The sequence below is a fragment of the Archangium sp. genome (genome assembly GCF_036277355.1).
GTDB lineage: Bacteria > Myxococcota > Myxococcia > Myxococcales > Myxococcaceae > Archangium.
Window position 1 is genome coordinate 16,126 of sequence record NZ_DASUNC010000088.1, and the last position, 11,543, is coordinate 27,668.

Genomic DNA, 11,543 nt, shown 5'->3' on the forward strand with positions numbered 1-11,543 from the left:
TGAAACCGCTTCCCCACCAGGCGGGCAGCTGTGCTCTGGTGGACAGCCATGACGCGCCCCCTCGTGTACCGCCGGTATGGCGGCTCGCTGCAGGTCTCCATCCCGTCCTTCGAAGTGCTGGTGGATGCCGTGAAGATTCCGGAGACCCAGTGGCTGGCCACGGCCTGCCCCCTCGAGGGACTCCACTGCGATCCGCGCTTCCTCACCTTCGTCGACACGGATGGGAACAAGCGCATCCGCGTGTACGAGCTGCGCGCCGCCGTGGAGTACGCGGCGAAGATGCTCGAGTCCTACCAGGGGGCGGACGCGGCGAGTGACGTGCTCGCGCTGGACGCGCTCTCCGAGGCGGGCACGAAGCTGCGGGACGTGGCGGGCATCCTGCTGGAGACGCTGAAGGCGGGGGACCGGACGCGCATCACGTTGGAGCAGGTGCGCACCAGCGAGAAGGCGCTGCGGGAGGCGGGGCAGAACGGGGATGGGATCGTCGCCCCGGCCTTCCTGCCCGAGCCGTTGCGCTCGCTGGCGGTGAAGCTCATGGCCTGCTTCCCGGAGGTGAAGAACCGGGCGGGGCAGGCGGGGGTGGACCCGGCCATGCTCCAGCGCTTCCGCGAGGAGCGGAGCGCGCTGCTGGTGCACCTGGCGCAGAAGGGGCCGGTGCTGGCGTGGGGCGAGCGGAGCGTGGAGCACGCGCGGCGCATCCAGGAGATCCGGCCGCTGCTGGACACGTACTACCTGCAGTGCCGGCTGGTGGCGGCGCAGCCGGAGGCCGTCGCGGGCCTCAAGCTGGAGCCCGGGCGGGTGCAGGGCGCGCTGGGGGACACGCAGGCCCTGGCGCGGGTGGTGTCGGAGCTGCCGGTGGCGCCTCCGGAGCCTGGAGGGGCGCTGCGGTGGTCTCGGCTGTACCGGGGCCAGGCATTCGAGCGGCTCGAGGCGTTCCGCAAGGACGTGTCGGTGCCGATCACGGGGGACCTGGCGACGCTGGGGGACGTGGCGTGGCGGGACATGTGCGCGAAAGCCGATGCCATCCTGGCGTGGCAGGCCCGGCTGGAGACGAGCCCGTTGCGCGGACTGGTGGACGGGTTGGCGGCCATTGCCGAGTCCCAGCTCGAGGCGCTGGAGGCGGCGTGCCGGGCGGACCTGGCGCTGAAGGACAAGCTGGACGCGGTGGACGAGCTGGAGCGGTTGATCCTCTACCAGCGCTGGCTGCTGACGTTCGCCAACAACTTCATCAGCATGCCGGACCTGTACCAGACGAAGCGGCGGGCGCTGATGGAGAGGGGGACGCTCATCCTCGGAGGGCGGAGGTACAGGCTGTCGGTGCTGGTGACGAACCGGGCGGCGCACGCGGCGCTGACGAGCCAGGGCACCACGTGTACGCTCTACGTGCAGGTGGTGGCGAAGGAGGGCGGGGAGAGCTACGAGGTGGCGGTGCCCGTCACGCGGGGGCGGAGCGATGGCCTGCCGGTGGGCAAGCGCGGCGTGTTCTACGACGTGGAGGGCCGCGAGTTCGACGCCGTGGTGACACAGGTCATCCGTCAGCCCGTGTCGCTGTGGGAGGCGATGACGATGCCCTTCGGGCGGATCGGCCAGTTCATCTCCAAGAAGATCGAGGGGATGGCGGCGGCCGGGGAGAAGTCGCTCGATGAGTCGTTGGAGAAGAGCTACGCGCAGGGGACGCTGGCGGCGCCGGGAGCACCGGCTCCAGCCGCTGGGACGCCCACGGCGGGACCGGGGGGCTTCATCGCGGCGACGGGCATTGCCTTCGCGGCGGTGGGCTCGTCCCTGGCGTTCATCGTGACGCAGGTGCGGTCGCTCACGGTGTTCGATGTCCTCTCGGCGGCGATGATCGTGGCGGCCGTGGTGATGCTGCCCTCGGGGTTGCTGGGGTGGCTCAAGCTGCGCAAGCGCAACCTGGCGTTGCTGCTGGAGGGCTCGGGCTGGGCGCTGAACGACCGGTTGAAGCTCACGAGGGACCTGGCGGTGCTCATCACCCGCCGGCCGAGGCTGCCGAAGAACGCGAAGGTGGACCGGACGGACGTGCTGCAATCGGTCCTGGCGACGGCGCGCGAGGACGACGAGGAGGAGCCTCGCTCGATGGGCACGTGGCTGCTCATCGGTCTCGTCATCGTCTTCGTGGTGCTCTGGCAGTTCCGCGAGCCGCTCATTCGCGAGGCCTGCAGGCGCCAGTGGATGGCGGGCGCCACGTGTGACTCGCTGATGACTCCGGGCTCCTCGCCGGCCGTGCCGCCCGCGCCGCCGGCTCCGTGAGGGCCGGGGCTACTTCCAGCCAAGCAGATCGCGCAGGAAGGGCGTCATCTGCTCGGCGGTGCGCTGGTGGGTCTTCCGGCTGGGGTGCCAGAGACAGCCGAGCCCCTCGTCCCCGGGATTGGGAGGCACCTCGACGAAGTGGACGCGGGAGTCTCCGGACTGACGGAGGGTCTCCACGACGCCGGAGATGAGGGCGCGGGCGTGTCTGCGCGCCTTGACGTCCTTGGGATGGGTGTCGGTGATGCCGGAGCCCAGGACGCAGACGATGTGGGCGCCGGGGTAGCGGGCGCGGATGCCGTCCACGAGGGCACGGTAGGCATCGCGGAAGAGCTCCTCACCGGGGTGCTCCTTCCAGAAGTCATTGGCGCCGAGCTGGATGACCACGGCGTCGGGCACCCAGGAGGAGAAGTCCCAGCGGCTGTCCTCGCGATGGGGGAGGGTGCGCGGGTAGAGCTGGGGCAGGGTGGGAGTGGGGTCGTTGGCGTAGTTGACGGCCACGCCCTTGCCGGAGAATGCGACGATGGAGGCCTCGGCGCCGAGGGCCTGCGCGGTGAGGGCGGGCCAGGTGAGGGAGCTGCGCTGGGTCTCCACGTTGAAGCTGCACGACTCGTTCTTGCCCTCGATGCCGAAGCCGGTGAGCCCCGAGTCGCCGACGAACTCGATGCGGCGCGTGGGGGCGGGAGGCGCGGGCAGCAGCCGGGCACCCGGGTCGAGCTCGAGCCCGAGGAGCTGGGTCTCTCCGACGACGGGCTCGGTCTCCTTCTCCAGGCGCAGCAGGTGCTCGCCCGCGGGGAGACCCTCGGCGACGCGGTAGAGCATGCGGCCCTCGCCGACGTAGAGGTCACGGAAGGGCGCACCGTCCACGCTGAAGCGGAAGCGGTTGGGGGCGAGCTCCTCGACCTTGGGCAGATCGAGCAGGCGCAGCCCGAGGGAGGTGCCGGTGAAACGCACGGTCAGGGACGTGCCACCCCAGGAGAGACGGGGGCCACCCGGGTCTCCATGGTCCACACGGCCACCGAAGCGCAGCTCGGGGGCCTGGGGAGACACCTGGACGGGAACGGTGCGGCAGCCACTGAGGACGGCCAGGGCAACCACCACGCCCACCAGACTCCAGGGCGTGCTCATTGGCCGGGTAGAGAAGGTGTTCTTCCGGTCCGTAAGCCCTCCAAGCAAGCACCCTTCCTCGGGATGTAGGGGATGCGTGACGCGCTGTCCCGAATGTGGTGAAAGGAGCCCATCGTTCAGGGGTCGATTATGAAAGTGAAGCGCATTCATGACCATCGGAATCTCGTTCGCGAGCTTCGCGAGAATAAAGTCGACGCGCTCGAGATCGTCCGTGAAGCACTCTCGAATGCGAAGGACCACGGCGCGCGGCGGGTTTGGATCCGGACGTGGCGCCAGTCAACCCCTGAGAAGCCGAGCATCCTCTTCATCGACGATGGCGAGGGCATGAACGATGAGCGGCTCGGCGCCTTCTGGGGCGTCGGGGCGTCCAGGAAGGCGACGGCCAATCAGGCCATTGGCTACAAAGGCCATGGCACGAAGCTCTTTTTCGCGAGCGAGCGGCTGACCGTGGTGACGAGGTGTAAAGGTGAGCCGGCCTGGCGCATCTGCTCTGTTCCTCGCCCTTCAGAATTGGAAGCGGACGCGGAAATTCCTGTCCACCCACTGGAGCAGACGGATCCGAAATCAAAAGAGCTTGGAGAGCTTGGCCTTTTGAAGCTGGAGAGTGGAACCGCGATCTGGGTGGAGCAGGTGCTTTTCGGTGATGCGGAGATGCTCCTGCGTCGCCGTCGTCTCGAGTCGTACATTGATTGGTTCACTGTCATTGGGGATCTGCGGAGCGGGTTGTTCGAAACGCGCCTCTCCTTCCACGAAGCCGTTGCTCAGGGCCATGTTGAAGGACTTGGTACTCAAGAGGTGAGCCTGCGGCCGCTTCGGGTTGATCTGCGAGTGAATGGTGAAACGAGCTACTCGCACCTGTACGAGCGCGATAAGGAACTGCTCGCCGCTTGGGGAAAGGACGTGCAGCAGTTTGCTCAGCGACCGGAACTCCGGGTGTTCGGACATCGGTTCGCCGATGTCAATGAGAGCTCCGGCGCAAACAAGCGCGGTGCGAGGGATGACCTGACCGCCTTGCGTCTGACCACCCCGAACAATTGGATGCTCGAGGATGGTTACGGCATCATCGCGCGAGTCGAAGGAAATCGTCGCCAGCGCGAAGTCTACATCGAAGCGCGCTGGCAGAACCACCAGGGCCTGTATGGTTTCGAGGAGCGATTCGGGCTCTGGTTGTGCCGCGATTACATTCCGGTGGTCCGGAAGAACGAGCTTCTTGAAAAGGCATTGATGCAAGCCTCTCCAGATGGGCTTGGATATGACCTCGGAAACCTTCGGAACTGGCAGGTTTTCGTGAATCATCAGCGATTCTTGCCGACAGCCAACCGTGGTGACATCTCGAATTTCGCCGAGCATGAGCCGAAGTTGCTCATGCATCTGTCAGAGTGGCTGCGCGAAAAATTGAAGGAGGAGTCATTCGGGGATTGGATTGATCGGTTGCGCTCTGCCCGCCATGCGGGGCTTCGTGACCGGGAGGTCCAACAGATGGACCGTCGCCGCGAAGATGTACGGAGTTGGCTTGACAAGCCGAAGAAGGGGGACGTGCTCGACCCATCCGATGTCGCGGGGCTGACAGCGCTCGACCCGGATGAGTCAATCCCCATGAAGGCGCCCCGCTCCGAGCAGGAACTCTTCTATTTGTATGGACTGTTGTCGGGGCGTTACCGGATGCCCCTGCACGTACTCGAGTACAATGCACGGCTCGGCGTGGATGCGATCGCGAGCGTGGCACACGATGCCCAGCGTTTGTTCGTTCCGAAAACAGCGCTCGCGCGAGTCGAGTTCAAGTTCGAGGTGTCGGCAGGCAACTCGCTCGACCACTTCTTCAAAGCCATCGATGCCGTCGTCTGCTGGAAGGTTGGTAAGCCCGGAAAGCTGTTCGAGCAGACCGCGGGTGAAACGACGGGGCTGCTGCAGAAGCGCAAGCAGCCTGTTCTCGCTCCAGCACTTGATACCTACGAAATCGAGTACGAGGATGATGACAAGAAGCGTGTCATTCCCGTTCTCGAGGTGTCGGCGCTATTCGTTCCGGTATGGGCGCCACGCGTGAAGAAGCGCTAGGTCGATATCCGTCGAGCCTGAATCAGCTCGCGGCGCTCGTGGGGCCCGAGGTGGGCGGACGGGAAATCCACGCGGCGATGAAGACGTCCAGCTCGCCGCGCAGCACGTCCTTCACGCGCGGCGTGCCCGCACCCGTGCGCGGGTCCTCCACCCGGGCGCCACGGCCCAGGTGGTAGCGCCGGGCCTCGTCCGCCGTGTTGCTGCCGCCCTGGCCCTTCACCACCCGCGAGGCGATGTCCTTCATCTCGCCCAGCTCGCCCGCGCCCGCCAGCGTCATCATCCGGCCCGTGGTCTCGTCCTTCACCGTCACTTCCGTCTTCACCCGCGCCAGGTACGTGCCCTCGTGCCGCCTCACCTCGCGGCCCTCCACGTCCAGGCTCTCCTCTTCCTCCACCGGTCCGCCCCGGTGCACCCGCACGTACGCGCGCTGGCGCTTCTCCTCGTCGATGCGCCGGTGCAGTCCCGCCTCGCCCGCCAGGTAGCCGTACGCCCCGGGCCCGGCGATCCGCACCACCACCCGGAAGGGCTCTTCCGCCTCCGCCACCGCCATCGCCTCGTAGCCGCGGCGCTCCGCCCAGCCCAGGTACATGGTCGCCAGCTCCTGCACCCAGGCGTCCTGTCCCTCGCCCGTCTCGCTCGCGCAGATGTCAATCAGCGCCTCGTCGCCGTGGTCCGACGTCCCCGCCGTCCCGAGCACCTCGGCCATCTGCACCTCGCGCGCGACCTCCTCCACCTGCTTCGCCGCCGACGCCAGCTGCGCCTCGCCCTTCGCCTCGCGCACCAGCCGCCGCGCGAACGTGGTCCGCTCCTCCATCCGGTCCAGCTCGTTCAGCTGCGCCTCCACCGAGCGGAACGCCCTCAGCGTCGACGCCGCGCGCTGCGGGTCGTCCCACAGGTTGGGCGCCTGGGTCTCCGCCAGCAGCTCCGCGCGCCGCTCCTCCAGCCTCGGCCGGTTCGCCGACACCGCCAGCGCCCGCGCCCGTCCCACCAGCCGGTCCATCTCGTTGAGCAGCGACTTCTTGTCCAGCCGCCGCTTCACCGCCGACACCGACTTCTCCGTGGGCAGCGCGAGCTGCGCCGTCTCCTCCCGCGGACGCGGCGAGAGCTCGGCCACCGCCACCACCTTGCCACCCGGCCGCGTCTCCACCCGCACCGGTGCTCCCGGCGGCAGCGGCCGGCGGGCGATCTCCACCGCCAGCGCCGCCGTCAGCGTCTTCTCGATCTCCCGCTGCAGGTAGCGCGCGCCGAACTGCGGCGAGTAGCCCCGGTCCACCAGCAGGTCCACCACCGCCGGTGTCACCTCCACATCCAGCCCGCGCGCGCGGATACCCTCGCGCTCCAGCACCCGGCCCACCTCGCGCTGGGCAATCTTGCGGATCTCCACCTTCGACAGCGGCTGGAAGTGGCAGATGGCGTCGAAACGGTTGAGGAACTCGGGGCGGAAGGCCTCGGCGATGCGCCGGTCCACCTCGGTGATGAGCTCCTCCGGACGCCGCGAGCCCATGAAGCCGATGGACGGCTCCCGGTACACCTCGGCGCCCACGTTGGACGTGGCCACGATGACGGTGTTGTTGCAGGAGATGGTCTCCCCCGCCCCGTTCACGAAGGTGCCCTCGTCGAAGAGCTGCAGGAAGCGGTCGTGCACACTGCGCGCGGCCTTCTCGAACTCGTCGAGCAGCAGCACGGTGAACACCTTCCCCTCCAGCAGCGCCGTCAGCTCGCCGCGCTTCGTCTCCACCGCCGGGGCCCACGAGGCGCCAAAGGGCACGCTCTCGTCGCCGTCGTTGGGGAAGTCCGCCATGTTGAGCCGGACGAGCCTGTCCTGCGAGCCGAAGAGGTACTCGGCCAGCAGCTTCGCGAGCTGCGTCTTGCCCACGCCCGTGGGGCCGGCGAAGAGGAACACGCCCAGCGGCCGGCGCGGATCGTTCAACCCCGCCTTGAGCAGCGCCACCGAGCGCAGCACCGCCTGCACCGCGTCCGTCTGCCCGAGCAGCCGCTCGCCGAAGAAGCGCTCCGTCTCCTCCAGGTCCAGCGGCATCGCGTCGTCCACGACGAAGCGCGGCAGCCGGGTGGTGGCGCAGAAGCGGGTGAGGACGTCCTCGGGACCCACGCGGTCCTTGGCGCCTCCGGAGGCCTCCGCGGCCGTCTCCTTGAGCAATTCAATCGCCTTGCGCGGCAGCCGCTGGGCCAGCAGGAACTTGGAGGCCAGCCGCAGCGTCAGGTCGCACGCCGCTGGATCAATGGGCAGGTGCAGCTCGCGCTCCAGCTCCTCGGCCACACGGCCCAGTATCCACCGGGCCCGCTCGGCGGGCGGCTCGTTGAGGGGCACCAGGTGGAGCCGCTCGGAGAAGGCCTCGTCCGCGCGCAGCAGCTCCTGCACGCGCTTGGGCTCGGTCTCGAAGATGAAGCGGATGCCTCCCGTGCGCAGGGCGCGGAAGGCCACCGGCGCCAGTGGCCCGCCGATGACCGCGGGCAGATCCCGGATGTAGACGATGGGGCAGGGGTGACGGCTGAGCCAGGCCAGCAGCTCCTCGAACGTCTCCGCCGCCTGACGCTGGGTGCTGCGCGCCAGGATGTTGGCGACGGACACCTCCACCATCCGCGCGTTGGCGAGCTCCGCGTCCACGCGGCCCTCGATGATGCGTCGAGCCACCTCCTGCACCAGGGCGGACTTGCCCACGCCCGGTTCGCCGGAGAGCAACGGGTGCTTGCCCCCTCGCGACAGGAGGCCCAGCACCTCCATCACCGGACCGTCCACGCCGTGCGCGGCAGGGAGCTTCCCCTCCCGCGCCAGCGCGGTCAGGTCCCGGTCGATGAGCCTCTCGTTGTCCTCGCTCTTCCTGGTGGCCATGGTCTGGAACGCCTCGGGGGGCGCGGCCGCACTCTAACGTGCTGAACCGCAGTGGTGGACCCCGGCCTTCCGTTCCTGGCCGCCCGTGCGGGTTTCAGCACTCCGCGACCGGGTGCCCCCAGGGGTTGGAGGCTGGGCACTGACGCAGCAGGGCCTCGAGCCGCCGGGCCCGGGCGCTGGCGCTCTCCTGCTTCGGGGAGGGGGGCGGCCGCACCGTGGCGCTCAGGCGCGCGGCCTGGTCCGCCAGGAGCTGCTCCACCTCCGGAGACAAACGATCGAACTCGAGCCACTCCATGGGTTTCCTCCCTGTGGGGATGGTGTGAGCGCGCATCCATGCGCCCTCCGCCCGTGTGGGTTCACTACGCCCCGCGTCAGCGGAGGGCCGCAATGACGGGTTCCCAACTTTTCCCGGTTTACGGCCCCTTTACCCGACGCTTTCCTGCCCTCAGGGCCCGGGCTGGGCGGAGGGGATGGCGCGCAGGTACTCGTAGATGGCGCGCAGCTCGCGGTCGCTCATGTTCCGGTAGATGGGCCAGGGCATCACCTGGAGGAGGCCACCGTTCTCCTCGCGGCCGGTGCGCATGTAGCGCTCGAACTCCTCGAAGTCCGCTCCCGCCGGCCTGCCCGAGGCATCCGGGGTGATGTTGGGCGAGACGATGGGCCCGAAGGCCATGCCGCCCGCCAGGAAGTGCTCCGAGTTGATCCGCTCCGGCTCTCCCTTGAACGGGTCGCCGCCCGGGGAGAAGGGCGGGTGGGTGTGGCAGTCGTTGCAGGCGGCCTGCGCGTTGACGATGTAGCTGCCCAGGCCCACCAGGTCCCGGTCCTTGCCGTTCAGGTTGAGGGGCACGGGAGAGAGCGTCAGCCCCTTCTCGATACGCTCCTTCTCCGTGTCGTTGCCGTCATCGTCATTCCCGCAGCCCCCCAAGGGCGAGGCGAGCAGGCTGAGGCCGAGCACCACCCAACGTCCGGGCTTCGAGTCACGCATGCGTGTCCACTCCTCTCCCGGCAAGGGAACACCGGGGCGCGGGACACTAGGGGCGGAGCGGGAAGTCCTCTCCCGTCCCACGGTCCCGCGGCACCGTTGGGAAGCGGTCAGTCGATCTTCCCGCTCCCGTCACGGAGCGGGGCCCGGGAGCCCCCTCTGGAGGCCCCCGTCTACCCGCCGCTCACTCCTCGAGCTCCGTGTGCCAGTACGCGACGTCACGGAGGAACTTGCGCCAGGAGATGGGCATGCCCTTCTCGTAGGCGAACGTCAGCTGCACCGAGCCGGGGAGCTTGCGCGGCTTCTCCGGCGTGGAGAGCAGCTTGAGCCCCGCCTGCACCGGCGTGCGGCCCCCCTTCTTCTGGTTGCAGGGGACACACGCGATCACGATGTTCTCCCAGGTCGTGCGGCCACCCTGGGCCCGGGGCACCACGTGGTCGTACGTGGCCTCGGGGCGCGACACCTTCCGGCCGCAGTACTGGCACTTGCAGCCATCGCGCATGTACACGTTGTCGCGGCTGAACTTGATGCCACGCCCCTTGCGCCGCTCGCCGCGCAGGAAGCGGATGACGGAGGGCATGCGGATCTCCAGGGTGACGGAGCGGACGAGGCGGTCATCGTACTCCTCGACCACCTCGACCTTCCCCTGCCACAGCAGCATCATCGCGCGCTGCCAGGAGATCCGTGCCACGGGCTCATACGACTGGTTGAGGACCAGCGTCTCCATGACTCGGGTGTCCTTCTTGGGGGATATGTCCGCGGCGAGAGTCGAACTCGCACCTGAGCTGGGTTTGAGCCAGCCGCCTCTCCCGTTTGGGCCACGCGGACGGGTTGGGGAGCCTGTTGCAGTACACGCCCTGGGGATCGAACCCAGCAGACCTGGTGTGTGGGACCAGTGCCGTCTCCAGCTGGCTCGGCGTGCAGGAGAAGTGGGAAGAAGGTGAGGAGTGCCCCCGGTCGGGATCGAACCGACGACCCCCGGTTTACGAAACCGGTGCTGCTGCCAGCTGAGCTACAGGGGCAAAACGGTGCTGCGAGTGCCGACCCCGGGAATCGAACCCAGTCCTCCCGTTCTTCAGACGGGCGCGCGGACCACCTACGCCAGGACGGCTTGAGACAGTTGCGGAGCAGGGAGTCGAACCCTGCGGCCCAGGCTTATGAGGCCCGGTGGGACGTCCGGTCCCACTCCGCATCGAGACAGATGCCCCCGGCAGGACTCGAACCTGCGGCCTCCCGGTTCGGAACCGAGCGCTCTGCTCCAACTGAGCTACGGGGGCGAAAATGGCGGCTCCGAGCTATGGAGCCAAAGACATCTGGGTGACAGGATTTGAACCTGCAACCTCGCGGACCCGAACCGCGCGCTCTACCAAATTGAGCCACACCCAGGAAAAACGACTGCGATAAGAGAGTCGGGATGGCCGGATTCGAACCGACGGCCTCGTGCACCCCAAGCACGCGCTCTCGTCCAGGCTGAGCTACATCCCGATGATGCTCCACAGGAGGGATTCGAACCCCCAACCTGACGCTTAACAGGCGCCCGCTCTTCCCTTGAGCTACTGTGGAATGTGTTTCCGGGAGCAGGGTTCGAACCTGCATTTGCGGGGTCAGAGCCCGCCGTCCTGCCGATTGGACGATCCCGGAGTGAAGTGGAGCGGGTGACGGGATTCGAACCCGTGTTTCCGGTATGGGAGACCGGCGTCCTGCCACTGGACGACACCCGCGTGAGTACCTCCGGAGGGATTCGAACCCTCGCCACCCGCTTAAGAGGCGGGTGCTCTACCGATGAGCTACGGAGGCGTGTGCCGCCTCGCGTGAGGGCAGGCGGCGCTTCACCACTGCGATTCAGTTGTCAGAGAGCTGCGAACTGCGAGTGGGGACGCTGGGAGTCGAACCCAGCGGGCCAAGGCTCCGGCTCTACAGGCCGGCGCGTCTCCGTAACGCTCTACGTCCCCAGGTGGGTGAGGCTGGAAATGCGAGAGGCCGGGAACCCTTTCGGGAGCCCGGCCTCCGTCGCACCGCCTCACGTCTGGAGGCGGAGCATCAGAAGAGGCTCGGGTATGGCACGGGGTACTGGCGATACCGCGGCTGCGAGAAGGAGGCCGGCAAGTTGCTGACGCGCACGTCGCGGAAACCGGCATGGCTGTTGTGCTGCTTCGGATTCATCGTTCCCGGCTTCATCGTCGTGGTCCGCATCGTCACCGCTCCTTTCATGATGAAGAGACGCCACGCCCCGGGTTTCCTGACGGGGTATTTTCCGGTGGA

8 protein-coding genes and 12 tRNA genes are annotated in these 11,543 nt (G+C 67.9%); 2 read left to right on the top strand and 18 right to left on the bottom strand.

What is annotated here, in order from left to right:
* The first annotated feature begins 48 nt into the window (after positions 1-48).
* Positions 49-2,268, top strand: a complete 2,220-nt coding sequence (locus tag VFZ09_RS23210; protein ID WP_329729829.1) for a kinesin — start codon at positions 49-51, stop codon at positions 2,266-2,268.
* Positions 2,269-2,277: 9 nt separating this feature from the next.
* Here the strand turns inward: VFZ09_RS23210 and VFZ09_RS23215 are convergent, their stop codons facing one another.
* Positions 2,278-3,441 (bottom strand): SGNH/GDSL hydrolase family protein, encoded by a 1,164-nt coding sequence (locus VFZ09_RS23215; protein WP_329729830.1) that lies wholly within the window; start codon positions 3,439-3,441, stop codon positions 2,278-2,280.
* Between the two features lie 81 nt (positions 3,442-3,522).
* Between VFZ09_RS23215 and VFZ09_RS23220 the strand changes: the two genes are divergently transcribed.
* Positions 3,523-5,448, top strand: coding sequence for an ATP-binding protein (locus VFZ09_RS23220; protein WP_329729831.1), 1,926 nt, complete (start codon positions 3,523-3,525; stop codon positions 5,446-5,448).
* Positions 5,449-5,470: 22 nt separating this feature from the next.
* Here the strand turns inward: VFZ09_RS23220 and VFZ09_RS23225 are convergent, their stop codons facing one another.
* The 17 genes from VFZ09_RS23225 to VFZ09_RS23305 form a co-directional block, all read right to left on the bottom strand.
* The gene (locus VFZ09_RS23225) at positions 5,471-8,299 is read right to left on the bottom strand and encodes an AAA family ATPase (RefSeq protein ID WP_329729832.1); all 2,829 of its coding nucleotides are present in this window, start codon (positions 8,297-8,299) and stop codon (positions 5,471-5,473) included.
* A 94-nt stretch (positions 8,300-8,393) separates the two neighbouring features.
* The gene (locus tag VFZ09_RS23230) at positions 8,394-8,594 is read right to left on the bottom strand and encodes a hypothetical protein (RefSeq protein ID WP_329729833.1); all 201 of its coding nucleotides are present in this window, start codon (positions 8,592-8,594) and stop codon (positions 8,394-8,396) included.
* Between the two features lie 150 nt (positions 8,595-8,744).
* Positions 8,745-9,284, bottom strand: a complete 540-nt coding sequence (locus VFZ09_RS23235) for a cytochrome C (protein WP_329729834.1) — start codon at positions 9,282-9,284, stop codon at positions 8,745-8,747.
* A gap of 181 nt (positions 9,285-9,465) precedes the next feature.
* A complete protein-coding gene (locus VFZ09_RS23240) occupies positions 9,466-10,008 on the bottom strand; it encodes an HNH endonuclease (protein ID WP_043394176.1) in 543 nt (180 codons plus the stop codon).
* A 26-nt stretch (positions 10,009-10,034) separates the two neighbouring features.
* Positions 10,035-10,109 (bottom strand) — tRNA-Leu (locus VFZ09_RS23245).
* A gap of 120 nt (positions 10,110-10,229) precedes the next feature.
* Positions 10,230-10,303: transfer RNA gene (locus VFZ09_RS23250), tRNA-Thr, on the bottom strand.
* 16 nt (positions 10,304-10,319) lie between these two features.
* A tRNA-Phe gene (locus tag VFZ09_RS23255) sits at positions 10,320-10,392 on the bottom strand.
* A 9-nt stretch (positions 10,393-10,401) separates the two neighbouring features.
* A tRNA-Met gene (locus tag VFZ09_RS23260) sits at positions 10,402-10,473 on the bottom strand.
* A 10-nt stretch (positions 10,474-10,483) separates the two neighbouring features.
* Positions 10,484-10,558, bottom strand: a tRNA-Arg gene (locus tag VFZ09_RS23265).
* A 35-nt stretch (positions 10,559-10,593) separates the two neighbouring features.
* Positions 10,594-10,667: transfer RNA gene (locus VFZ09_RS23270), tRNA-Pro, on the bottom strand.
* Between the two features lie 23 nt (positions 10,668-10,690).
* Positions 10,691-10,766, bottom strand: a tRNA-Pro gene (locus VFZ09_RS23275).
* Positions 10,767-10,772: 6 nt separating this feature from the next.
* Positions 10,773-10,844, bottom strand: a tRNA-Asn gene (locus tag VFZ09_RS23280).
* A 6-nt stretch (positions 10,845-10,850) separates the two neighbouring features.
* Positions 10,851-10,922, bottom strand: a tRNA-Gln gene (locus VFZ09_RS23285).
* Between the two features lie 6 nt (positions 10,923-10,928).
* Positions 10,929-11,002: transfer RNA gene (locus tag VFZ09_RS23290), tRNA-Gly, on the bottom strand.
* A 5-nt stretch (positions 11,003-11,007) separates the two neighbouring features.
* Positions 11,008-11,078 (bottom strand) — tRNA-Lys (locus VFZ09_RS23295).
* Between the two features lie 74 nt (positions 11,079-11,152).
* Positions 11,153-11,233, bottom strand: a tRNA-Tyr gene (locus VFZ09_RS23300).
* Positions 11,234-11,321: 88 nt separating this feature from the next.
* The gene (locus tag VFZ09_RS23305) at positions 11,322-11,474 is read right to left on the bottom strand and encodes a hypothetical protein (protein WP_329729835.1); all 153 of its coding nucleotides are present in this window, start codon (positions 11,472-11,474) and stop codon (positions 11,322-11,324) included.
* Positions 11,475-11,543: the final 69 nt, after the last annotated feature.